This window comes from Kitasatospora sp. UYEF31, from assembly GCF_057291755.1.
Map to the genome: position 1 here is coordinate 22,272 of NZ_JBXAWK010000026.1, position 23,608 is coordinate 45,879.

At 68.1% G+C, this 23,608-nt stretch carries 21 protein-coding genes, 1 tRNA gene and 2 pseudogenes; 10 read left to right on the forward strand and 14 right to left on the reverse strand.

The window, feature by feature from the left end; all coding sequences use genetic code 11:
- Positions 1-26 precede the first annotated feature (26 nt).
- The 4 genes from AC0Z36_RS15260 to AC0Z36_RS15275 form a co-directional block, all read right to left on the reverse strand.
- Complete coding sequence (locus AC0Z36_RS15260) at positions 27-773, reverse strand: TrmH family RNA methyltransferase (RefSeq protein WP_485463411.1); 747 nt, start codon at positions 771-773, stop codon at positions 27-29.
- Complete coding sequence (locus AC0Z36_RS15265; protein WP_485463412.1) at positions 770-1,936, reverse strand: HTTM domain-containing protein; 1,167 nt, start codon at positions 1,934-1,936, stop codon at positions 770-772. The genes AC0Z36_RS15260 and AC0Z36_RS15265 overlap by 4 nt, the downstream gene beginning before the upstream one ends.
- A complete protein-coding gene (locus AC0Z36_RS15270; protein WP_485463413.1) occupies positions 1,923-2,714 on the reverse strand; it encodes a DUF5819 family protein in 792 nt (263 codons plus the stop codon). The genes AC0Z36_RS15265 and AC0Z36_RS15270 overlap by 14 nt, the downstream gene beginning before the upstream one ends.
- A 101-nt stretch (positions 2,715-2,815) precedes the next feature.
- Entirely contained in the window at positions 2,816-4,459 is a 1,644-nt protein-coding gene (locus tag AC0Z36_RS15275; RefSeq protein WP_485463414.1) for an AMP-binding protein, read from the reverse strand.
- A gap of 133 nt (positions 4,460-4,592) precedes the next feature.
- On the opposite strand from AC0Z36_RS15275, the gene AC0Z36_RS15280 reads away from it, so the two are divergent.
- Entirely contained in the window at positions 4,593-5,336 is a 744-nt protein-coding gene (locus tag AC0Z36_RS15280) for a PaaI family thioesterase (RefSeq protein ID WP_485463415.1), read from the forward strand.
- A gap of 16 nt (positions 5,337-5,352) precedes the next feature.
- On the opposite strand, the gene AC0Z36_RS15285 is transcribed toward AC0Z36_RS15280, so the two are convergent.
- A complete protein-coding gene (locus tag AC0Z36_RS15285; protein WP_485463416.1) occupies positions 5,353-5,685 on the reverse strand; it encodes a rhodanese-like domain-containing protein in 333 nt (110 codons plus the stop codon).
- Between the two features lie 238 nt (positions 5,686-5,923).
- A complete protein-coding gene (locus tag AC0Z36_RS15290) occupies positions 5,924-6,796 on the reverse strand; it encodes a J domain-containing protein (RefSeq protein ID WP_485463417.1) in 873 nt (290 codons plus the stop codon).
- Positions 6,797-7,135: 339 nt separating this feature from the next.
- On the opposite strand from AC0Z36_RS15290, the gene AC0Z36_RS15295 reads away from it, so the two are divergent.
- Positions 7,136-7,729 carry a TetR/AcrR family transcriptional regulator gene (locus tag AC0Z36_RS15295; protein WP_485463418.1) on the forward strand — a complete coding sequence of 198 codons (594 nt, stop codon included), beginning with the start codon at positions 7,136-7,138 and terminating at the stop codon, positions 7,727-7,729.
- A gap of 167 nt (positions 7,730-7,896) precedes the next feature.
- A pseudogene (locus AC0Z36_RS15300) lies at positions 7,897-8,181 on the forward strand (LamB/YcsF family protein); the annotation flags it as partial.
- Here AC0Z36_RS15300 and AC0Z36_RS15305 read toward each other — a convergent pair.
- Together AC0Z36_RS15305 and AC0Z36_RS15310 are read right to left on the reverse strand one after the other, a co-directional pair.
- Positions 8,144-9,607, reverse strand: coding sequence for a DUF2252 domain-containing protein (locus tag AC0Z36_RS15305; protein ID WP_485463419.1), 1,464 nt, complete (start codon positions 9,605-9,607; stop codon positions 8,144-8,146). The pseudogene AC0Z36_RS15300 and the gene AC0Z36_RS15305 sit on opposite strands and share 38 nt — an antisense overlap.
- Positions 9,608-9,711: 104 nt before the next feature.
- Positions 9,712-9,794, reverse strand: a tRNA-Leu gene (locus AC0Z36_RS15310).
- Between the two features lie 402 nt (positions 9,795-10,196).
- Between AC0Z36_RS15310 and AC0Z36_RS15315 the strand changes: the two genes are divergently transcribed.
- The 6 genes and pseudogenes from AC0Z36_RS15315 (at position 10,197) to pknB (ending at position 18,891) form a co-directional block, all read left to right on the forward strand.
- On the forward strand, positions 10,197-11,231 hold the full coding sequence (locus AC0Z36_RS15315) for an FHA domain-containing protein (protein WP_485463420.1): 1,035 nt from the start codon (positions 10,197-10,199) through the stop codon (positions 11,229-11,231).
- Positions 11,232-11,240: 9 nt separating this feature from the next.
- Positions 11,241-11,786 (forward strand): FHA domain-containing protein FhaB/FipA, encoded by a 546-nt coding sequence (locus tag AC0Z36_RS15320; protein ID WP_485463421.1) that lies wholly within the window; start codon positions 11,241-11,243, stop codon positions 11,784-11,786.
- 5 nt (positions 11,787-11,791) lie between these two features.
- The gene (locus tag AC0Z36_RS15325; protein ID WP_485463422.1) at positions 11,792-13,522 is read left to right on the forward strand and encodes a PP2C family protein-serine/threonine phosphatase; all 1,731 of its coding nucleotides are present in this window, start codon (positions 11,792-11,794) and stop codon (positions 13,520-13,522) included.
- Positions 13,500-14,906: pseudogene (locus AC0Z36_RS15330) on the forward strand (FtsW/RodA/SpoVE family cell cycle protein); the annotation flags it as partial. The gene AC0Z36_RS15325 and the pseudogene AC0Z36_RS15330, both read left to right, overlap by 23 nt.
- 393 nt (positions 14,907-15,299) lie before the next feature.
- Positions 15,300-16,778 carry a peptidoglycan D,D-transpeptidase FtsI family protein gene (locus tag AC0Z36_RS15335; RefSeq protein ID WP_485463423.1) on the forward strand — a complete coding sequence of 493 codons (1,479 nt, stop codon included), beginning with the start codon at positions 15,300-15,302 and terminating at the stop codon, positions 16,776-16,778.
- Between the two features lie 214 nt (positions 16,779-16,992).
- Entirely contained in the window at positions 16,993-18,891 is a 1,899-nt protein-coding gene (pknB, locus tag AC0Z36_RS15340; protein WP_485463424.1) for a Stk1 family PASTA domain-containing Ser/Thr kinase, read from the forward strand.
- Positions 18,892-19,006: 115 nt separating this feature from the next.
- Here the strand turns inward: pknB and AC0Z36_RS15345 are convergent, their stop codons facing one another.
- From AC0Z36_RS15345 to AC0Z36_RS15370, 6 genes are read right to left on the reverse strand one after another with little or no spacing between them, the layout of a single operon-like run.
- Positions 19,007-19,804 (reverse strand): class E sortase, encoded by a 798-nt coding sequence (locus AC0Z36_RS15345; RefSeq protein ID WP_485463425.1) that lies wholly within the window; start codon positions 19,802-19,804, stop codon positions 19,007-19,009.
- Positions 19,805-19,856: 52 nt separating this feature from the next.
- A complete protein-coding gene (locus AC0Z36_RS15350) occupies positions 19,857-20,591 on the reverse strand; it encodes a class E sortase (RefSeq protein ID WP_485463426.1) in 735 nt (244 codons plus the stop codon).
- Positions 20,592-20,593: 2 nt separating this feature from the next.
- The gene (locus AC0Z36_RS15355) at positions 20,594-21,253 is read right to left on the reverse strand and encodes an aminodeoxychorismate/anthranilate synthase component II (protein ID WP_485463427.1); all 660 of its coding nucleotides are present in this window, start codon (positions 21,251-21,253) and stop codon (positions 20,594-20,596) included.
- Positions 21,250-21,468, reverse strand: a complete 219-nt coding sequence (locus tag AC0Z36_RS15360) for a hypothetical protein (protein WP_485463428.1) — start codon at positions 21,466-21,468, stop codon at positions 21,250-21,252. The genes AC0Z36_RS15355 and AC0Z36_RS15360 overlap by 4 nt, the downstream gene beginning before the upstream one ends.
- 46 nt (positions 21,469-21,514) lie before the next feature.
- Complete coding sequence (locus AC0Z36_RS15365; RefSeq protein WP_485463429.1) at positions 21,515-22,237, reverse strand: class E sortase; 723 nt, start codon at positions 22,235-22,237, stop codon at positions 21,515-21,517.
- Between the two features lie 51 nt (positions 22,238-22,288).
- A complete protein-coding gene (locus tag AC0Z36_RS15370) occupies positions 22,289-22,969 on the reverse strand; it encodes a DUF881 domain-containing protein (RefSeq protein WP_485463430.1) in 681 nt (226 codons plus the stop codon).
- Between the two features lie 212 nt (positions 22,970-23,181).
- Here AC0Z36_RS15370 and crgA point away from each other — a divergent pair, with 212 nt between their 5' ends.
- A complete protein-coding gene (gene crgA, locus AC0Z36_RS15375) occupies positions 23,182-23,433 on the forward strand; it encodes a cell division protein CrgA (RefSeq protein ID WP_485463431.1) in 252 nt (83 codons plus the stop codon).
- Positions 23,434-23,608: the final 175 nt, after the last annotated feature.

Below are 23,608 nucleotides of genomic sequence, written 5' to 3' on the forward strand. Positions count from 1 at the left end.
TTTCTGTACAGGCCCGACGCGGATTTTCAGGTCCGGGTGCTCCAGTGGAACAGCGTCATCCCCACACTCGTCGCCAGGTTGTAGCTCGACACCTGCGGCCTCATCGGCAGTGACACCAGCCTCGTCGCCCGCCCGCGCAGCTCCGTGGAGAGCCCGTGCCGCTCGGAGCCGAAGGCGAGCAGCGCGTCGTCCGGGATGGTGATCGACCGGATGTCCTCGCCCTCCGCGTCCAGCGCGTAGACGGGCCCCACCGGCAGATCCCCGTACTCAAGCCGTTCGACGGCGGTGGCAAAATGCAGCCCTGCTCCGGCCCGTACGACATTCGGATGCCACGGGTCCAGATCGCCGGTGGTGACCACCCCGGTGACGCCGAACCCGGCCCCGAGCCGCACCACCGCGCCGACGTTGCCGAGGTTGCGGGGGTTGTCCAGGAGCACGATCGGCGACTGCCTGGGGCACCGGGCCAGAGCTTCAAGATTCGACCGTACGGACGGCCTGACGGCCAGGGCCGCGACCTTTGTCGGGTGGACCTTCGCCACCAGCCCGCGCAAGGTCTCCAGGGGCACCTCGACAAGGGTCCGGTCGAGTACTGCGGACAAGTCGTCGGCGAGTTCTGCCGCCAGGGCCAGAGTGCCGATCTTGTCCGCGGTGAGCGCGACCGGGACTTCGGCGCCGAAGCGCAGCGCGTGCTTCAGCGCGTGGAAGCCGTCCAAGAGTACGGTCTCCGGCGCGGCCTGCCGCCAATTCCGTACGGCCGTCTCTTGCTCGATCATGCTTTAAGGGTAGAAGGCTCCCGCCGGAACCTGGCCCGCACGTAGGCCGCGCCGTTCTTGCGGACGAACAGCAGGAAGACCGTCGGCAGGAACAGTGCGTCGCCGATGGACATCGAAGCGGAGAACGCCGGAAGGCCCAGGAGTACGGCGATTCCCGCGTGCATGCAGATCAGTATCGCCACCGCGACGTACTTCGCCCGGACGGCGAACACCAGGAACGGGAAGCCGACCTGGAGGAAAACCGTCAGGTAGCTGACCACCAGGCCCATGGTGGAACTGCCGTCGATCAGGTGGCTGAGCGCCGGCCAGGGCTGGAAGTAGTCCAGGTTCATCACGTAGTGCATCGCCGTACCGTCCTGCCAGCGCGAACCCTGCACCTTGTAGAGGCTCGCGCAGGCGTAGACGACGCACATCTCGGCGGCCATCACGAACAGCGCGCAGTTGTGCACGGCGTTGACCAGCGCCTTGCGCACCTGTTCCACCTCGGTCGGCGGCCGGACGAGGCCCAGGAGCACCAGCGGCGCGGCCAGCAGCGCCCACAGCCCGACGAACAGGTTCGCGGCGACCACCGCGACGAGGGCGGCGATGATCCCCGGCTCGGGGTGGTCGGTGCCGCGGGAGTGCCGGGCCCGTCGGGCGTCCAGCGACCAGCGCCGCCCGCACCCGGTGAACACCAGGTAGATCGCCATCAGCGACAGGACGGTGTCGCCGCCGTCGGTCATCAGGATGGACCGGCTGTTGAACGACACCACCATCAGGCAGAACAGCACGCTCATCGCCCGGGTGTGCCAGCCGAGCATGAACAGTGCGGACACCGCGATCGCGGCGAGGTAGACGGACTCGAAGACCCAGCGGTTGTCGCTGAGCAGCAGCAGACTGTGCCCGCCGATGTTGCTGAGCAGTTGCCGGGCCATGGGATTGCTCCACGGCGAGTCAGGTCCCCACAGTTCCCCGCGGTTGAAGAACTCGCGCAGGAGCGAGATCAGGAACACCGCGCTGTAGCCGATGCGCAGCAGGGCCGCCTGGTAGAGGCCGTACGGCGTCTGGGTCAGCTTGTCGGTGGCCTGGCCGACGACCCGCAGGATCCGGACGTCGAGGGGCGCGCGCCGGCCCGGTGCGGGCGGGCGGGCGGTCTCCACCGTCAGTTGCTCAACGGAAGTCATCGGTCTGCGTCTCCCACCAGCCCAGTTCGCGGTGCGACGGTTCCGGTGCGGTGGTCGCGTCCGGGGCTGCGATGGCCGTGGTGACCGCGCGCACCTGGACGGCGGTCAGTCTGTCGGCCCCGCCGCTGTCCTTGAGCCGGCCCACGGCGATCCGCCGCAGGTAGTCCTCGGCGAGCACACCGCGGTTGTCCGTGCGGCGTTCGTCGTCGCCGTGCGCTGAGATGTAGTACTCCCAGGCGCGGCGCAGCAAGTTCTGGTCGGCCTTGCTGGGGAACGGGTTGTGCCGGATCTGCGCGATGTCGTCCGCGCTCAGGTCGGTCCAGGGGCCTTCGACGACGGTGCCGTCAGCGTCGCGGGTCCTGGTGCGGACTTCGATGTGGGTGTTCTCCTGGACCGGGTTGGGCGCGAACAGTTTCCAGTTCTGTTCGAAGTACGGGTAGATCCATCTGTCGACCTGCGCGGCATGTTCCTTCGAGACCGTGTTCGTCGGTGCGACGTGCAGGAACACCATGCTCAGGTGGTAGCCGGTGAGGACGACCAGGAACACGGCGATGAGCGCGGAGGCGACCTTCACCGCGTAGGTGCGTTCGACCGGCGGAGACCCGGCCGGGGGCGCGGGCTGCCCGTCGGCTGGGACTCCCTCGAAGGGCGGCAGGCCCTCCGGCTCAGGATCTGTGTGCTTAGTGTTTGCGGCGGCGGAACCGGCAACGTCGGAACCAGCGGGGTCAGGGCTGGCCGGGTCGGGCCCGGTCTGCACGTCGGTGTCGTGCGGCGGCATTCGCTTCCCCCTCCCGTTCCGGGATCACATGTCGACCTGTCCGGTTGCGCACGCTACCGGCTTTGGCTGTCCCGGGTCAGGTGGGTCGGGAATCGCGCCCGTCACACGGCGAGGACGTCACCGCGCCCGTGCGCGGTGTAGTCGGCGATCAGGGCGGCCCTGTCGGCTGCCGTGAAGGTCTTGTACGGGGCGTCCCGTACGGGCTGCCACCACACGGGGTCGTCCGTCCGGAACCCGGCGCGGCGCAGCCCGGTCTTGTCGACCTTGTTGGTCGCCGTGGTCGGGATCCGCCCGGTGATCCGGACGAAGCGCGGCGGCATCTTCGTACTGAGATCGTCCTGCTCGGCTAGGAACCGGCCGAAGCCGGCGGGGTCGAACTCTCCGCCGGGGCGCAGTTGGAGTGCGGCCATCACCTGGTCGCCGGTGACGGGGTCGGGTACGGCGTACACGACGACCGCTTCGACCGGGGTGTGCCGGGCGAGGATGCCCTCGATCGTGGCGACGGCCAGGTTCTCACCGTCGACGCGGAGCTTGTCGGCGGCGCGGGCCGCGAAGTAGAGGTAGCCGTCGGCGTCGCGGTGGAAGTGGTCACCGGTCCAGTACTGCCCCGCACGGCGGCGCTCTTCCGTGGCCTCTTCGTTGCGCCAGTAACCCTCGAAGCCGTTGCGTCCGCGGTTGACGAGTTCGCCGATGGCCTGGTCGCCGTTGGCGAGACGGCCCCGGTCGTCGAAGACCGAGCGGGGGCATTCCGCGCCCGTCCCGGGGTTGAGCACCGCTGAGTCCGGCGGGCAAGGGCCGATGGCCGCGGTGGGGGTCTGCGCGGTGCGGTTGACGCTCGCGCCGCCTTCGGAGCTTCCGTAGCCCTCAGTGAGCGCGCAGCCGAAGCGCTGCTCGAACCGGGCCTGGTCCACGGCCCCGGCCTCGGTGCCGAAGCCGTTGCGCAGCGGGTTGCCGGTGTCGTCCTGGCCTTCGGGGGTGGCCAGGAGGTACGAGATCGCGCGGCCCACGTAGGTGAAGTACGTGGCGTCGAACTTCCTTATGTCGTCCAGGAATCCGGAGGCGGAGAACCGCCGCCGCAGTGCGACCGCGCCGCCCGCCCGCAGTGCCGGGGCCCAGTTGGCCATCAGCGCGTTGCCGTGGAACATCGGCATGCAGACGTAGTTGACGCTGTCCCGGCCGAACCCGAAGCGGTCGCTGAGCGCGGTGCCGGAGCGGGCGAGGCGGCCCTGCGAACAGATGACCCCTTTGGGGGCACCGGTGGAGCCCGAGGTGAAGACGATGAGCTGCCGGGTGGCCGGGGTGACACCGCTCAGGTCAGGCAGCCCCGCGCCCTGATACTCCTTCAGAAGGCTTTTGTACGGAGGTTCATCGACGACCAGAACCGGAATTCCGAGGTCGAGCCCGGTGAGCAGGGGCAGGTACACGGATTCTGTGACGAGCAGCGCGCAGTCGGTGTGCTTGATGTCACGGGCCAGTTCCGCGCCGCGCCGGGTGGCGTTGATGCCTACGAGGGTCGCCCCGGCGAGCGCGGTCGCCGAGAGCCACAGGGGGAATTCCGGCACGTTGTCGAGCAGCACGCCGACGTGCGGCAATGCCCCTGCCGGAAGCCGGTCGCGCAGCAGCGCGGCCCGTACGCAGGCGCCTTGGGCCAGTTCGTGGTGGGTGAGCCGGGCGTCCTCGAACAGCAGGCCAGTGCGGTGGTCGTGGTGTTGCCCGGCCACCATTTCAGCGATCGTTTCAGCCATCTGTCCCACCCCGTAAGCAATCTGACGCCCCGTCCGGTGCATTGTTAGCAGGGTCAAGGATCGGCTTCCAGAGAAACGCCTTCGTGGATCTCAGCTCGGGAGACCGGTCGACGCACTCTGCGCGGAGGTTCGCATGACCCTGGAGGACACCAGCAAGCCGACTTCGGGCGGCCCGTCGGCGATGGATCTCGCGATGCGCCTCGGCGGAGCGCTGCCGCTCGCCGACGGCATCGCCCCCGAAGCCCTGGAACTGGTCGACCGGATCCGCGACCTCGTCGAGGCGGCGGTTCTCACCGACGTCCCGTCGGTCGTCCGGGCCGACGCGGCCGAGCGGATCGCGGCGATCACCGAGGAGCTGAAGGCCGCTCAGCGGGACGAGGTGGTGATCCTCGTCCGGCACGCGGACGGCCGCTTCGAGCACCTCACCCAGGCCGCCAACGGGCGGCTGAACCCACAGGCGATGCGGCTCGACTTCTTCGACGCGGCGGCACCGCCACGGCCCGGCGGGGAGCCGCGGTCGTACGAGGTGCGCGGCCGGGTGACGCTGACCGCCCAGCACGGCGGCCCGCCCGGGCGGGTGCACGGCGGCCTGGTGGCCACAGTGCTCGACCAGCTGCTCGGCGTGGCCGGTTCGGCGGCCGGGCGGCCCGGACTCACCGCGGGCCTCGACATCCGCTACCGGCGGGCGACGCCGTACGGCGTGGAACTGGAGCTGACCGGCCGCTGGGTGCGCAGCGAGGGCCGGAAGAACTTCGTCACCGGGGAGATCCGGTTCAACGGCCAGGTGACGGCCGAGGCGAGCGGCGTGTTCATCAACAACAACCAGATCGACAACAACCAGATCGGCGGCGGCCCGGCGGTACCGGCCGTCAAATAGCCCGCGGGGGGCCGGCTCAGACGACTGCGGGCGGCTCAGTGGTCTCGCTGACCATCGGGCGGCCCGCGGCCTCCCAGCGCATCATGCCGCCGTCGATGTTGACCGCGTCCCAGCCCTGCTGGTTCAGGTACTGCGCGACCTGCGCGGAGCGACCGCCGACCCGGCACATCACGAACACCTGGGTGTCCTGCGGCACCTCGCCGATGCGCTCGACGAAGCCGCTCATGGGGATGTGCAGCGCCCCGGCGACGTGCCCGGCCGTCCATTCGTCGTTTTCGCGGACGTCCAGGATGAAGACGTCCTGGAGCAGCGCGGCGGCGTCCACGGCGGGCGTCGGCGACATGTTCATCGTCTCTCCGTCATCAGTTCGGCGGGCCGCGGTCTTCGGCTCACTCGGACACCACACATTGTCGGCTATCGGCACAGCAGCCGCGCCGTACGGCTGCTTTCCGATGTTTTGTCGCAGACGTCACTGACAAAATCGCCCGCAGGGGGTTGCCGCCCAGTAACCACTGGACGGCACCCCCTGCGGGTTTCACAGAAGCAGCAGCGTCTGTACTGAACCGGTCAAGACTCCACCGGCTCGCTCACGCCGCCAGCACGTCGGCGAGCAGTTTCTCCCGCTCCTCGACCTGTGCGAGCAGCTGCTCGGCGAGCTCCTTGAGCAGTCTGTCCGGGTCGTCGGGGGCCAGTGCGAGCAGTTGGCCCATCGGCCCGCTGAGCAGCGTCTCCCGCAGGTCGGCGAGCTGCCGCCGCCGCTCGAGGAGCCAGTCCAGGCGCTTGTGCAGCCAGCTCCCGCGGTCGGGGGTGCCGACCTCGGGGGTGCAGTCGGGACCGGCCGCCCACTCCACGTCGAGCGCCTTGAGCTGTTCGATGTCACCACGCGCGTACGCAGCGTTGACCCGGGCGATGAACGCGTCGCGGCGGCGCTTCTCGGTCTCGTCCTGGACCAGGTCCGGGTGGGACCGGCGGGCGAGTTCGCGGTATATCCGCTTGGCCTCTTCGGCCGGCCGGACCCGGCGCACCTCCGATGGCGGCGCGGCCTCGGGGGCGGCCCCGCCGACCGCCGCCATCAGCTCGTCGAAGTCGGGCATCGGCTCGACCAGCGCGCGGATCTGCACTGCCCGGCGGATGTCCTCCGGGTCGCCGGTGCGGGCCGCCACCGCTTCGGCGACCAGCGCGTCGAGTTCGTCGAGCCGCTCGTACAGCGGCCCGAGGACCCGGTGGTGCAGCAGTGCGAAGTTGTCCAACTCCACCTGGAGGGTGGCGAAGTCCACCTCGGCGTCCAGGAGCGCGGTCTCGGCCTCGGTGACCTGCTGTTCCAGACCGCCGGTAGCGCTGCCGCCGTTGTCACCGTTGTCACCGTTGTCACCGTTGTCACCGGCACTTTCGGTCCGGTGACCCGTGTTGTCGCCGGTGCCGGTGTCATTTCCGTCACGCGCATCGCGCTCATCGCGCATCGAGATCAATCCGCCGTTCAGTACTCATTCCGGCCTTCTGCCAGGCCGTACATATCAGTATATTTCGACCAAGAGTCAGCCAACGTTTCAGGAAAGCCTGCAACAACCTTGGCAATCAGGCATTCTGACGTTGCGTCACCGTTTGGTTTGCCGGAGTATCCGATTCGACCTTGCCCGTCCACAGCATGTCTCAGGTGTCGAGAAGATCAATTGAGAACCGGGACCACGACCCAGCGTATGTGGTAGGGCAGGCATGGTCAGGTCCGTCCAGACCAACGGGGACGGTCCTGACGAGAGGGACCAATCAAGCAGTTGGCTAGAGGGGGAATCAAACCAGCCATGCCGCCGGACACCGCACGAACCAGAGCAAAACTCCTCGACGCAGCGCGCGCCGAATTCGCTGAGCACGGAATCGCAGGCGCCCGTGTCGACCGCATCGCCATGCGAGCGGGGGTGAACAAAGAGCGCATCTATGCCTACTTCGGCAATAAGGAGCAGCTCTTCCAGCACGTACTGGGCGAATCGTTGCAGGAACTGACCGCAACGGTCACCGCGCCGAACGCAGACCCGGCCGAATACATCGGCCAGGTGTACGACTTCGTCCGCGAACGCCCGGAACTGCTGCGCCTGCTCCTGTGGGAGGGGTTGTACTACGGCACCGAGCCCATACCGGACGAGGACCGCCGTGCCGCCGCCTACCAGACCAAGGTCGCCGAGTTCGCCGAACACCTCGGCCTCAAGCCCGGCACCGAGGCCGCGCGTCTTCTGTTCACGCTCCTGGGCGCAGCAGCCTGGCATTCGACCATGCCGCAACTCGCCCGGGTGCTCATCGGCCCCGACGGGGAGACCCCGGAGGGCCAGGCCGCACAGCGCCAGTACCTTGTCGAGTTCACCCGGAAGGCAGTGGAGGCCGCGCGTCAGACGGGGGCCTGAGGAAGCGTCCGCACCACCGGGACCAACCACATAAACAACAGCGGTATGCGGGTACCGTCGGCCGGAGACGTCTCCCTCCGGCCAACGGGAAGACCACGTCGGCCAGAGTCCGGTCGCGTAGTGAGGGCGACGGCCTGAGGGGTTCGTGAGGAACGGGCGAATCCCGCAGGACGTGGCTTCACGGGGCAGTGGAACAGAACATGCGGCACGGCCTCGACCGCAACGCCGACGTCGCCGGTGACTTCCGCGCGGGTGCCCCCACCACAATGCGGCGCACCTGCGAGGCCGCGGTGAAACACGGGGTGCGTACCGGCACCCAGGTGACTACCGCGACCTGGCCGGCTCCGTCTGGCGCGACATCTGAAGGCCCGTGCTTCGAAGTGCCCGTTTCGGAAGTCCCCGCGCGGACCCCGGTCAGACCCCCGTCTCCGCCGGGATCCGCCCGGACTTGATGCCCTTGAGCAGCGCCTCGTGGTCGGCCTCGGTCCGGTTCGCGTAGGTCACCGCGAAGTCGGCGAAGGCCCGGTCGAACTTGTCGCCCGTGCCCCCGTAACCGGCCAGCACCTCCGGGTCCACCGAGTGCGCGTGCGCGCGGGCGAGGAGCGCGCCGGTCATCCGCGCGTAGTCGTCCAACTGGGAGGCCGGCAGCAGCGACGCGTCGATGCTGCCCTTCATGTTGCGGAACTGCCGGACGGTGAAGTGCCGCCCCTGCACCGTGGTCCAGCCGAGCAGGATGTCGCCGACTGCCTGCATCCACTTCTGCCCGCGGACGATCCGCCGCCCGTCGTGCCCGTGCTCTGGCAGGCCGAGGTAGGGCGCGAGCGCCGACGGGCGGGCCTCCTTCACCTGGAGGATCAGGGGTTCCCCGCCGGTCCCCTCAAGCAGCACGACGTACGCCCGCAGACCCACACTCCCGGTGCCCACGATCCGGAACGCCACGTCGTGCACCGCGTAGCGGGAGAGCAGCGGACGGCGTTCGGCCGACAGTGAGTCCACATAGCCCGCCAGGCCGTTGGCCACCGCCGCCGCGGTGACGGCGTCGACCGATGTCAGTACGGGCGGCTCGGGCACGAAGCGCCGGCGGCCGTCGTCAGTCATGACCGTGGACCTGGCCGCCACCTTCGCGCTGGTGTTCCGCCTGGCCTTCTTGGCGACCTGCTTCAGCACGCCGGTCAGGTCGTACGCCTCGGCGTGCGATACCAGCGACTCGTCCGCGATCGCGTGCCACGCCTCCATGACCGGCATCCCGCCGAGGAACGCCATGGTCTGCCGGTACGAGCTCGCCGCGTCGTGCGCCGCGTCGTAGCACTCGGCCTCGGACGAGCCGCCGACCCGGCCGGCCGCGATGAGCGACGCGGTCAGCCGCTTGAGGTCCCACTCCCACGGCCCCGGGACGGTCTCGTCGAAGTCGTTGACGTCCATCACCAGGTTGCCTTCGGCCGTACCGAAGATCCCGAAGTTGGCCGCGTGCGCGTCGCCGCAGATCTGCGTGGTCAGCCCAGTCGTCGGCGCGGACACGAGGTCCGCCGCCATCAGCGCCGCCGAGCCGCGCAGGAAGGCGAACGGCGTCGCGGCCATCCGGCCGATCCGCAGGGGTATGAGCTCCGGGAGCCGCCCGACGTTGGTCTGTTCGACCATGTCGAGCACACCGGGCCGGTCCGCGGCCGGGGTGAACGCCGCGTGCGCACCGCGCGGCACCCGTTTGCGCAGGGCCTTGCCCGTTTCGCGGTAGCCGAGTTCACCGTGTCGGCGGAATCCCGGGACGTCGAAGTCCCGCCCCGCCAGCGGCTGTCCGGCCCATTCCGCATGTCCTGTCTGTTCCGTCTGTTCTATCTGTGCTATCTGTTCCGTCTGTTCCGCAGCAGTCCCGATGGTCATCCCGAACCCCGTTCTCCCCTGTCGCCGAAGCACGACGATGCCGAACGTACCGGCCGGGAACGCAGAAGAGGCTCCAGATCCGAAGATCTGGAGCCTCTGCGAGGTGCGCAAGGGGGGACTTGAACCCCCACGTCCTTTCGGACACTGGAACCTGAATCCAGCGCGTCTGCCATTCCGCCACTTGCGCTCGCTGTGGTTGAACCATATCACGATGACCATGGAGGACTCCAAAGAGTTCCCCGGCGGCCATCGGTTCACACCTGACGCAACAAAACGATCACTCACAGGCAGGAATCGGTCCGCAACTGCCGCCCGGACGACCCACGGACGCGCCGTCTACGGCATGCTTACCGTGCGCCGTCGCGGACAGGAACGGACAGGAACGGCTACCGAACCCGCTACGGGCCGACCGTACGGCGCACCGCAGAGGCATACAAGGGTGTAGGAGTCTCGCTTCGCGACGACACTCCTTACAGTGGCGACGGCGGGGAACCGTCGCCCCGCTGCCGCGCGTGGATACGATCAGTGAGCAGACTGTAGGAAGACTTCAACGCACCGGACCGCACAACGCGTAGGGAAGGAGGTGACCGTGGGCGTCCTCAAGAAATTCGAGCAGCGGCTCGAAGGCCTGGTCAACGGTGCCTTCGCCAAGGCGTTCAAGTCCGATGTCCAGCCCGTCGAGATCGCCAGCGCGCTCAAGCGCGAGTGCGACAACAACGCGACGATCTGGAACCGGGACCGCACGATGGTCCCCAATGACTTCGTCGTCGAGCTCGGCGTGCACGACTACGAACGACTGAGCCCGTACGCCCAGCAACTCGGCAACGAACTGGCGTCGATGGTCACCGACTACGCGACCCAACAGCGGTATTCCTTCATCGGCCCGGTCGAAGTGCACTTCGAACAGGCCGACGACCTGGACACCGGCCTGTACCGGGTGCGCAGCCAGGCCCTGGCCGGCAGCCAGTCCCATCAGGGCGCGTCGCCGTTCGATGCGACGCCGAACTCGGGATACGAGATGCAGTCGGCACAGCAGGGTGGAGCACCCGGTTACGGGCCCGGAGCGGGCTATCCGCCGCCGGGGCAGCAAGGACCACCGCCGGGCCAGCAGGGACAGCCGGGACAACACCCGGCACCCGGCCCGTACGGTCCGTACGGCCCCGGGCAGCCGCCGCAGGGGCCGACTCCGGGCTATCCGCAGGGCCCCGGCGTTCCGCCGCCCCCACAGGGACCGCCCGGCTACGGCCCGCCGCCAGGCGGCCAGGGCCCGTCCCCCTACACTCCGCCGCAGGGTCAGCAGCAGTCCCGGCAGCAGTCTGCCGGACCGCCGCCCCGGGCGGCACAGCAGCGCACCTGGTTGGAGATCAACGGGGTGCGCCACGAGATGACCGTCCAGTCTTTGACTCTCGGCCGCAGCACTGAGGCCGATATCCGCGTCGACGACCCGAGCGTTTCCCGGCAGCACGCCGAGATCCGCCTCGGGAATCCACCGTCGATCACCGACCTGGGCTCCACCAATGGGATCGTCGTCGACGGGCAGCACTGCCAGCGCGCCGACCTGCGGGACGGATCCCGAATCGTGCTCGGCAGTACCACTGTCGTGTTCCGCCAAACCGAGGGGTGACATCGCCGGATGTCTGATCTGACCCTCACCGTCATGCGGCTGGGCTTCCTTGCTGTGCTCTGGTTGTTCGTGATCGTCGCCGTTCAGGTGATCCGCAGCGACCTATTCGGCACGCGGGTCACCCAGCGGCCGGCGCGGCGTGGTGCCGCCCCGTCCGCCGCCGCAGGCGGTGCGTCCGCTGGGCCCGCCCAGCAGTCGGCACCACCACAGTCAGGGCGTGGACGCGGCTCCGGCCGGTCCGGCCGCCGCGGCGGTCGCAACACGCCGAGCAAGCTGGTGATCACCGAAGGGACGCTCGCCGGCACCACCATGAACCTGTCAGACCAGCAGATCACGATAGGGCGTGCGCACGACTCGACGATCGTCCTCGACGACGATTACGCGTCGAGCCGGCACGCCCGGCTCTACCCGGCTCCGGACGGAAGCTGGGTGGTGGAAGATCTCGGTTCCACCAACGGCACCTACCTGGACCGCACCAAGCTGACCACGCCGACCCCCATTCCCTTGGGGACACCGGTCCGGGTCGGCAAGACCACACTCGAGCTGCGCAGGTAGCCTGAATGAGCCTCTCTCTCCGCTTCGCCGCCGGCTCCCACAAAGGGATGATCCGGGAAGGCAACGAGGACTCCGGCTATGCCGGACCGCAGCTGCTCGCGGTCGCCGACGGCATGGGCGGTGCCGCCGCGGGTGAAGTGGCGTCGTCCGAAGTGCTGTCCACGATCGTGGACCTCGACGAAGACGTTCCCGGCGCCGATCTCCTGGACGACCTCCGCCGCGCAGTGGACCGCGCCAACGACCGGCTGCGGGTGATGATCGACGACGATCCGCAGCTCGAAGGCATGGGTACCACCCTGACCGCAATGCTGTGGACGGGCGGGAAGCTCGGCCTCGTCCACATCGGCGACAGCCGCGCCTACCGGCTGCGCGACGGTGGCCTGGAGCAGATCACCCAGGACCACACATGGGTGCAGCGCCTGGTCGACGAAGGCCGCATCACCGCCGAGGAAGCCGACCATCATCCGCAGCGTTCGCTGCTGATGAAGGCGTTGGACGGCCGCGGCACGGTGGAACCGGACGTCTCACTGCGTGAGGCACGCCTCGGCGACCGCTACTTGATCTGCTCCGACGGTCTGTCGGGCCCGGTGTCCCAGGACACCATGCAGGAGACTCTCCTGTCGTACGCCGATCCGGCGCACGCCGTACAGGAGTTGATCCAGCTGGCTCTGCGGGGCGGCGGCCCGGACAACATCACGTGTGTCGTCGCCGACGTCGTCGAGGCCGGCAACGCGGTCAACAGCAACCCGCTGGTGGTCGGCGCGGTCGCCGACGACGACCGGCCCGTCCACCAGCACGAGACCGCCACTCTGCCGACCACTCCGGCCTCCCGGGCCCGGGAGCTGACGCACGGTGAGTACGGCGATTTCGGCGGGGAGTTCGACGACGACGAGGAGTACGCGCCGGAGCAGCTGGTCGGCGAGGGCGGCGGCACCCGGCGGCGCAAGCCGAAGCCGATGTGGCGTCGTACGGTGCCGTGGGTCGTGGTCGGCGCTGTGGTCGCGGCAGGTGTCGGCGGGTCCTATTGGTGGACGCAGCAGCAGTACTTCGTCGCCGCCAACGGGGATCACGTAGCGGTCTACCGCGGGGTCGACGCGACTGTGCTCGGCGTGGGCCTGTCCAGCCCGTACAACCAGTACGACGACGTGAAACTGACCCTGATCGGCGCCGGGAACCGCAAGGCGGTCGAAGGCTCCCTGGACACCGGCAGCCTGTCGGAGGCGCGCGGCATCGTCGCCAAACTCCAGAAGCAGGCCACCGTCTGCCAGAAGGTCATCGACAACAACAACCGGGCCGGGCAACAGAGCACGCCGGCGCCAATCGGGCAGCAGCCCGCGCCGGGCCCGTCGGGCGCGGTCGGCAACACGACGGGTGCCGCGAGCGGCAACCCAGTCAGCTTCTTCACCGACCCCGCGGCGGACGATGTGCGGGCGTTCGCGCTGCGCGCGTCCGAACCGGCGTCCACCGCGGGGACGGTCGGCCGCAACAACCGCGAGGGGACGGAAGGCAACGTCTCCCGCATCACCGGCAGCCCGGCGCCGGGTGCGAAGGCCACCGGGCGCGGCAACGCCGCCGGCACCAGCGCCGACCCGTCCGCGAGCAGCACCCCGGCCAGCAGCGCACCGCCGCAGGCACCACCGAACACCGCCCAGTCCCAGACGCCACCGCCCGCCGGCTTCACGTCTGAAGAAGAGAACTTGATCCCACAGTGCGATGTCCCGCCTGTGGGCCGATGAGGGGAGCAACGCCGTGAGCAACACGACGATCACTCCTCAGTCCACCCCGAACCGCCGCAACACCGAGCTGATGATGCTCGGTTTCGCAGTCCTGGTTCCGGTGCTGGCGTACGCGAACGTCGGCCTGGCCGGGGATGGTTCCCTTCCTGCCGGACTGGTCTCGTACGGACTGGGTCTGGGATTGATGGCCGGGATCGGACATCTGGTGGTGCGGAAGTTCGCACCGTACGCCGATCCGCTGCTACTGCCGCTGGCCACATTCCTGAACGGAATGGGCCTGGTCATGATCTTCCGGCTCGACAAGGAGCCGACGGAGTACAGCAAGAAGCGGAACGAATTCTTCGCCTTCTCGGCCGCGCCACAGCAGTTGATGTGGACCGCGATAGGCGTAGTCCTGTTCATCGGCGTGGTGGTGTTCCTGAAGGACCACCGGATCCTGCAGCGATACACCTACATCTCGCTGGCCCTGGCCCTGGTGCTGCTGGTCTCGCCGCTGCCGTTCCCCGCGGTTTACGGCGCACGCATCTGGATCAAGGCGGGCCCGTTCTCCGTCCAGCCCGGTGAGTTCACCAAAATCGTGCTGGTGGTCTTCTTCTCCGGCTACCTGATGGTGAAGCGGGACGCGCTCGCGCTGGCCAGCCGCAAGGTGATGGGCCTGTACTTCCCCCGCGGCCGGGACATGGGCCCGGTCCTGGTGGTCTGGCTGCTCAGCATGCTCATCCTGGTCTTCGAGAAGGACCTCGGAACCTCGCTGCTGTTCTTCGGCCTGTTCATCGTGATGCTGTACATCGCCACCGAGCGCACCAGCTGGCTGCTGATGGGCCTGGCGATGGCGTCGGCCGGCGCGTTCGCGGTCGGCTCCTTCCTGACCCACGTCAAGACCCGTGTCGACGCGTGGCTGAGCCCCTTCCAGGTCTACGACCCGAGCTACAAGCCGCCGCCCGGTGCCGTGCAGACGGAGCAGATCGCGCAGTCGCTGTTCGGTCTCGGCAGCGGCGGCATCCTCGGCACCGGCTGGGGCCAGGGCTACGCGGGCACCGAGGTCCAGTTCGCGGTCAAGAGCGACTTCATCCTCTCCTCGTTCGGCGAGGAACTGGGTCTGGCCGGGCTCATGGCGATATTCGTCGTGTACGCGCTCCTCGTCGAGCGGGGTTTCCGTACCGCGTTGGCCGCCCGTGACCCGTTCGGCAAGCTCCTCGCGGCCGGCCTCTCGGTCACCCTCGGTCTGCAGATCTTCGTGGTCGCCGGCGGTGTCGTCGGCCTGATCCCGCTGACCGGTATGACGATGCCGTTCCTGGCACAGGGCGGTTCGTCGGTCATCACCAACTGGGTTGTGGTGGCACTGCTGATCGTGGTCAGCCACACCGCCCGCCGGCCCGCGCCCCCGGTGGAGCGCGGCCAGGTCGCCGCTGTGCAGAACTCGCGCGGCGGACGCCGTCACGCCTCCGCTCCGCCGAGCACTCCGGCGCAGGGCGTCACCCCGGTCGACGGCGGCACCGAGCCGGTGAACGACCCGGACGCGGAGACTTCGATGACTCCGGCGACCGGTCCGGCCAACCGCGACAGCTCTGCCGGAGGTCCGCCGGACACCCCCGGAGGCGGTTCCGCGCCGCCGGCCGGAACCGAAGACGAGACCAGGATGTCCCCGCCACTGAACCGTTCCGGTCCCCCGCCACGGCCCCCCGGGCCGCCACCGGGTGCGCCGCAGTCCCCCGACGACCCGTTCGGACCGTCCCACGGGTCCGACCAGAGGAACAGCTGAGGAGGTGGGTAAGCCATGAACAAACCACTGCGCCGCGTCGCGGTCTTCTGCCTGGTGCTCATCGCCGCACTGATGATCCGCGTCAACTACGTCCAGGTCGTCAAAGCGGACGAATACGCACACCACGCGAAGAACAAACGGGCGGTGTTCGAGATCTACTCGCATCCCCGCGGTGACTTCCTGGTCGAGAACAAGCCGATCACCGGCGAGGTCAAGACCAACGGCAAGCGCTATGTCTACCAGCGGACTTACGTCAACGGTCCGCTGTACGCCCCGGTCATCGGCTACTCCTCGCCGTACTTCGCGAACCAGTTGCTCGAAGGCACCGAGGACAGCATCCTCACCGGTGACGACAGCCGGCTGTTCGTCCGCCGGGCCCTCGACACCATCACCGGCAAGGACAAGCGCGGCGGCAACGTGGCGCTGACGATCAACTCCAAGGCGCAGGAGGCCGCGTTCAAGGGCCTCCAGGGCAAGACCGGCGCCGCGGTGGCCATCGATCCGACAACCGGCAAGATCCTGGCGATGGTCAGCACACCGTCGTACGAAGCGAACGACCTCTCGTCGCACGACCCGAAGGTCGGCAACACGCTTTCCGCCCTGCAGAAGGATCCCGCCGAACCGTTGCTGAACCGGCCGATCCGGCAGATCTACGCACCGGGTTCGACGTTCAAGCTGGTGACCGCGGCCGCGGCGCTGAGCAGCGGGAAGTACAAGCCGGACGAGGCCACGCCGTTCGACTCGCCGATCCAGCTGCCGCAGACCAACAGCGACCTCGGCAACAGGGAGCACGAGGGCATCTGCACCAAGGCGACCCTGCAGGTCGCCCTTGAGCAGTCCTGCAACGCAACCTTCGCCGGCATCGGCGCCGACCTGGGCGCCGACGCCGTCCAGAAGCAGGCGGAGAAGTTCGGCTTCAACAACTTCGGCAAGCCGCTGGACCAGAAGAACTCACTGTTCATCCCGACCCGGGTGGAGCCGAGTATCTTCCCGCTGGGTCTGAACCCCGCACAGACCATGCAGTCGTCGATCGGCCAGTTCTCGGTCGCCTCGACGCCGATGGAGATGGCCATGGTCGTCTCGGCCATCGCCAACGACGGCAAGCTGATGAAGCCCTACCTGATCGACGAGCTGCGCAACCAGAACCTCGGCACCATCTCGAAGACCAGCCCCGAGCAGATCAGCCAGCCGGTCACTTCCGAGGTCGCCTCGCAGTTGCAGAAGATGATGGAAGGTGTTGTCAAGAACGGCACCGGCCAGAAAGCCCAGATCGACGGCGTACGGGTCGGCGGCAAGACGGGCACCGCTGAGAACGGCACCAAGAACGACGGCACGCCGTACGCCTGGTTCGTCTCCTACGGCGAGGCGAACGGCAAGAAGGTCGCCGTGGCCGTGGTCGTCTCCGGCAGTGACGCCAAAGTCAGCGAGATCAGCGGCAGCAGCCTCGCCGCGCCGACGGCCAAGGCTGTCATGCAGGCGGTGCTCGGCAAATGACCCACACAATGATCTACAGACCGGAGTGGCCTCAGTGAGCACCGGACACTCGTAGGCCCCTTAGGGGACTTCATCACTTCGTGACAACCGGGCGCCACAGGCTCCCGGTACCGTGTCGGAGAACGTGCCGGGTGAGCATGGTCTCCCCGGCCGGCCGCCGTGCTTCCCTACTGGGGCCGAAGGCCGTGGACCGGTAAGGGAAAGGGCTGCACATATGGACGAGCCGCGTCGTCTCGGCGACCGGTACGAGATCGGCGCGGTCCTAGGCCGTGGCGGAATGGCCGAGGTCTATCTAGGCCGCGACATCCGCCTCGGACGGGCCGTGGCAGTCAAGACACTGCGCGCCGATCTCGCCCGCGACCCCACGTTCCAGGCCCGGTTCCGCCGGGAGGCCCAGTCGGCCGCCTCGCTGAACCACCCGGCGATCGTCGCGGTGTACGACACCGGCGAGGACTACATCGACGGCATCACAAATCCGTACATCGTGATGGAGTACGTCGACGGGTCGACGCTGCGCGAACTGCTGCACTCCGGGCGCAGGCTCCTGCCGGAGCGTTCCCTGGAGATGACCGCGGGCGTGCTGCAGGCACTGGAGTACAGCCACCGCAACGGCATCATCCACCGCGACATCAAGCCCGCCAACGTCATGCTGACGCGGCAGGGCACGGTCAAGGTCATGGACTTCGGCATCGCCCGCGCGATGGGTGACGTCGGCATGACCATGACCCAGACCGCCGCGGTGATCGGCACGGCGCAGTACCTCTCGCCCGAGCAGGCCCGCGGCGAGACCGTGGACGCCCGCAGCGACCTGTACTCGGCCGGCTGCCTGCTGTACGAGCTGCTGACCGAGCGTCCGCCGTTCGTCGGCGACTCGCCGGTCGCGGTGGCCTACCAGCACGTGCGGGAGCAGGCGCTGCCGCCGAGCGCGTACGACCCGGAGGTCCCTCCGGCGATCGACGCGATCGTGCTGAAGTCGCTGGCCAAGAGCCCCGACGACCGTTACCAGACCGCTGATGACATGCGTGCGGACATCGAGCGGGCCCTCAGCGGCCAGCCGGTGGCGGCTCCGGTCGGCGGGATGATGGCGGGCGGCTACGGCGACGACTCGGCCACGCAGCACCTCCCGCCGACACCCGCCGGCAACGGCGGGCATCCCAACGGCCCGAACAACGGCCAGTACCAACTGGACGACGACGATTACTACGACGACCCGCCGAGGCGCCGTACGGGGTCGTGGATCCTGCTCGGGGTGGCGTGCGTCGCGGTGCTGGTCGGCGCGATCTTCCTGGGCCAGCAGTTCCTGAACGGCGGTGGGGACGACAAGGCCAAGGTCCCGTCGCTGGTCGGGCTCACCGAGGCCGGTGCGCAGACAGCCCTGGACAACATCCACCTGAAGTACGCCAAGGCCGCCAAGAACGAGAACTGCGACCAGCCCAAGGACACGGTCTGCAAGTCCGATCCGGCGGCCCTGTCCGAGGTCAAGAAGAACAGCACCGTCACGGTGACGTTCTCCGACGGCCCGGCGAAGGTGAAGGTGCCGTCCGGCCTCACCGGCAAGAAGGAAGACGAAGCCAAGAAGGCGATCACGGACGCCGGCCTGGTCGCGGTGTCGGACCGCAGCCCCAACTACAAGTGCGACTTGGACACGGTCTGCAAGGTCGACCCGGCCGAAGGCACCGACGTCGAAAAGGGCGCCACGGTCAAGCTCCAGGTCAACAGCGGCAAGACGACCATCCAGGCACCGTCGGTGGTCGGCATGACCAAGCAGGAGGCCACCGACACGCTCAAGGCCGCCGGGTTCAAGGTCGGCAATGCGAGTGCGGCGAACGAGACCGTGCCCAAGGACCTCGTGGTCTCCCAGAGCCCGCTGCCGGGTGGCGAGTACGCGAAGGGCACCACCGTCACCATCACCGTCTCCACCGGTCCGGCGCCCGCCACGTCCCCCCCGCCCTCGAACACCGCCGATCCCCTCGGCGGCCTGGTCAGCGGGAACACCGGCGGCCCCAGCACATCCAATCCGCCGAGCACCACGCCCAGCAGCACCCGCGGCGGCGTCATCCGGGGCAACCACGGGGGCACCAGCAACAGCACCGATATCAAATGGCCCTGGTGACCAGAACCACCTGAACTGAGGAATACCAAGGTGGCCCGCAGCCGACTTCCGGATGCGGGCCACCTTGATTTTTTCAGCGTACGGAATTCTCGTACGGACGACGTCGTGCGGAAAGTCAGCCGCGCAGCGCGGGCGGCTGGAACCCCGCCTTCTTGCCGTCGGTGGCGGCCAGGCTGCCCCAGTAGACCAGCCGGTTCTTCGAGGTGAACTCCGGATCACAGGTGGTCAGTGTGATCAGCCGTTGCCCGCCCTGGCCGTCCAACTGCGGCGGCACGGGGGCCAGCACGTCCCCTTCGCTGGGCTTGGTGATGTAGGGGCCCTTGAGGATCCTGTACGTGTACCAGGCGTCCTTCGTCTCCACGACCACGGCGTCGCCCGCCCGGAGCTTGTTCAGGTAGCGGAACGGTTCCCCGTGCCCGTTGCGGTGCCCCGCCAGACCGAAGTTCCCGACCTGCCCGGCACCGGCGTACGGCTCGTAGGTGTAGTGCCCGACACCTTGCGCGAGCGACTTCAGGCTGGTGCCCTCGACGATCGGCTTCTCGAAGCTCTTCCCGAGCCGCGGGATGTGGATCACCGCGAAGACGTTGCCGCGGATGGTGCCGCCGGAACCCTGAACCTTCGTGCCGTCCTTCTGCCCGTCGAGTCCGACGTCCGCCGGGCCAGCGTCCTCGTCGGCCAGGTACGGCGGTGTGTCGGTGGACTCAGGGCCCGGGGAGGCCACAGCACCAGGTTCGGCGGGACCGGGCTTGGGCGAGCCCCAGGCCTGCCGCAGCTCGGAGACTTCGTCCTGGGCGCGTGCCTCAGCCTCGAAGTTGGTCCACCACAGTTGGTGGACACACAGGAGCAGCCCGACGAGCCCGAGAGTGACCGCGATCTCTGCGGCTCCGCGGATCCCTTTGCGCAATACGCTCATGACGGGTCAGCTTGACACAGACAAGGGTTCGCCGACAGAGGCACGTCGCCTGTCACTTTTCCTTGAGCAGCGCGTCCGGTTTCCCGTCCTTGCGCAGCCGTTCCTCCTGCAGGTGACCCCACACGATCAGCCGGTAGGTCGAGCCGTTCTCCGGCGTACAGGTCGTCAGCGTGAGGTAGCGCCCCTGCTTGGTGTACGGGCCGCCCTTGGGGATGGGGGCTAGCACGCCGATGTTGCCGGGCGAGGTCTCCGGCAGCGTCGAATCGACGATGTACGTGTAATACACGCCCGCCGTCTCGACCACGACCTCGTCGCCGGCCACCAGCTTGTTGATGTACCGGAAGGGCTCGCCGTGCAGCCTTCGGTGCCCGGCGATGGCGAAGTTGCCCTGTGTGTCCCACGGCATCGCGGTCTTCGGGTCGGTGTAGTGCCCCACCCAGCCCTTGTCGAGCACCTTGACCTTGTCGACGCTCTCCGCGATCGGGGCCTTCACGTTCAGCTTGGGTATGTGGATGAGCGCGAACCCGGAGCCCGCGTTGAAGGTCCCGGGGTTCCTCGGGTCGCCCGCCGGGGCCCCGTCCTTGAACTCGTCCTCCAGGCTTTCCACGTTCTGCTGGGCGTTCGCCTTGGCCGCCTCGTTGGTCCACCACATCTGGTAGACCACGAACAGCACCAGGATGACGCCCAGCGTCATCGCGCTCTCGCCGACGAACCTGGCTGTACCGGTGATCGTCCGGGCGCCCAGGGACGGCTTGGCGGCCCTGCGGCGGGCGGCCCGGCCGCCCACGGCTATGGAGTCGGGGGCTGTGACATCAGGGGAAGGCCGGTCCGTCCCACCACGGGCGCCAGACCCAACGATCGTGTCACCGCGTCCTTGTCCCCGCAGGTCACCAGCCAGTTCGCCAGCATCCGGTGTCCGTGCTCGCTCAGCACCGACTCGGGGTGGAACTGCACGCCTTCGACCGGCAGGTCGCGGTGGCGCAGCCCCATGATGACGCCGCTCGCGGTCCATCCGGTCACCTCCAATTCGTCCGGAACGGTCTCCGGGTCCACCGCGAGCGAGTGGTAGCGCGTTGCAGTGAACGGCGACGGCAGGCCCGCGAAGACCCCCGCCCCCTCATGGGATACCAGACTCGTTTTACCGTGCAGCAGTTCCGGTGCGCGGCCGACGGTAGCCCCGAACACGGTGGCGATCGCCTGCATACCCAGGCAGACGCCGAACACAGGGACCGTGCCGTCGCTGGCCCGGATCATGTCGAGGCACACCCCGGCTGCTTCCGGAGTGCCCGGCCCCGGGGAGAGGAGCACTCCGTCGTACCCCTGGGCGTCCTCGGCGGTGAGTGCGTCGTTGCGCCGGACATCACACGTGGCGCCCAGTTGGTAGAGGTACTGGACCAGGTTGAAGACGAAGCTGTCGTAGTTGTCGACGACCAGGATGCGCGCGCTCATCCCGGCAGCCCCGTCCCCGCGTCAGAGGGTACCGGGGTGTTCATCGTCGTGCCGTTGTCGCTGTCGACGGTCACGTCACCGAAGGGCAGCAGCGGCTCGGCCCACGGGAAGACCCACATGAACAAGATGTAGACGACCGCCATCGCGAGCAGGAGTGAAATCAGCATTTTCACCCATACGTTGCCCGGCAGATGACGCCAGATCCAGCCGTACATCAAAACCCTTCCGACCTCGTCGACCTGAGTATCCGCACCCGCCCGCTCACCCCTTGAGGACGTCGGGCTTCTGACCCGTGTTCGGCAGCACCTGCTCCAGGTGACCCCACGCGATGAGCCGGTGGCTGCTCCCCCACTCCGGGTCGCACGTGGTCAAAGTGATGTACTTGCCCGGAGTCGTGCCGTACCCCTTCTCCGGCACCGTGTCGACGACATGCACGTCCTCCGGCAGGGTCAGGTACACGGCCTTGTCCTTGTCGCCCATCACCTGTGGCCGGTCAAGGGTGTAGATGTAGAAGTTGTACGCGTCCTCGACGATCACCTTGTCACCGACCCTCAGGTCAGGGAAGTCGATGAAGGGGTCGCCGTAGGTCTTGCGGTGGCCGGCGATGGAGAAGTTGCCGTCCTGACCGGCCTGCGCACCGCCCTGGTAGGCGCCCAGGCCCTTCTTGAGGTCTTCCTTCATCGACGGCGACGAGCCCGCGATGATCACCTTGTGCCAGTCCGCGCCGAGGCGTGGGATGTACATGGACGCGACGGGCTCACCCTGCGTGTAGGGCGGCGGTTTGACGGGTTCCACGGGCTTGCCCGGGGCCGGCGGGGCGACGGGCGCGGCAACCTTCTTCTGCGCCCTGAGCTTGTCCAGCGCCTCAGCGTTGGCCCGGTCCGCCAGAACGCCGGTCCAGTACAGCTGGTAAACGACGAACAGCAGGATGGCTACGCCCAGGGTGATGAAGATTTCACCCAGGCCGCGGATCGCGGTACGCATGCGCTGTCTACAATCCCCTCTGCGCCGTGGCAGGCACAACCAACATCGTGATCAAGAAGGCACCTTCGCATACTGCAGGCCCAGCAGGCCGGTGTAGGCGGGAAGGTCGGCCTTTCTGCGGTCGTCCACCTTCCACCCAAGCCCGTACGCGTCCACGTACTGGAGATAGTCGGAGATCGCCTCGTCGGTGTCCAGGACTTTGCGCAACCTGTCAGGGTCACCGACCGCGGTGATGACGTACGGCGGGGAGTAGACCCGGCCGTGCAGGATCAGCGTGTTGCCCACGCAGCGGACCGCGCTGGTGGCGATGATCCGTTGGTCCATGATCTGGATGCCCTTGGCGCCACCGGACCACAGCGCGTTGACGACACCCTGGATGTCCTGCTGGTGGACGACCAGGTCGTCGGGGTTCGGCGGCCGGACACCGGGGATCTTCGACACCGCGTCCGGCGGCGCGTCCGTCAGGGTGACCGACACGCCGGGTCCGGTCACCGGGCTGAGCCCGGACGGATTCTGCAGCGCGTCGATCTTCGCCTGGGTGGCCGGGTCCACGGCCTGCTCCCGGGTCAGTTGGTCGACCTCGCCGCGCAGCCGGGCCAGATCGCGCTCGTCGGCACCGTTGCGCTGGCCCTGCTTACGCACCAGGTCGGACATCTCCAGGAGCGAACTGTCACTGCGCAGGCTCTTGCCGTGCGACGTGTCGGCGCTGATCCAGAAGAGAAGACCCGCCATGGCGAACACCAGAACGGTCAACAACCGGGGTACGATCGCACGCCAGGACGAGCGTGGGGCTCCCACCTCGGACATTCGCACGTCCCGCGTCCTCCTTCACGACATGTAAGCCACTACGCTAGCCGACACGTCCACAGGTCGTGTCGCAGCCGAACGCAAATGCAGACATCTCGTGCAAGCGCCAGGACTGCTTCGACAAGCAGGAGCTCCCCGTGCCCAAGTCCCGCACCCGCAAGCAAACCGACTTCACGCCGCCCCCGGCCAAGAAGATCTCGGTCAGGCTGGATTCACAGCGTTGGGTCGCGCCACTCATGGTGACCCTGTTCCTCATCGGCCTGCTGTGGATCGTCACCTTCTACGTGACCGGCGGCGACTTCCCGGTCGAGGCGTGGAACAACTGGAACATCCTGGTGGGCTTCGGCTTCATCGCGGGTGGGTTCGCCGTCTCCACGCAGTGGAAGTAACGCAGCCATCGCTGCGCCGTTCTTCAAGTCGCTGTTCCTCGGGTGCTGTTCCCGACAGTCTTCCCGGTGGCCGGGGTCTTGATCACAGACCCCGGCCTTCGCACGTCCCACCAGCAGACCACTGCCGTTGACGGGGGAGCACGCCGCATCGGCTCCGCCGTCGGTTCCACACTCG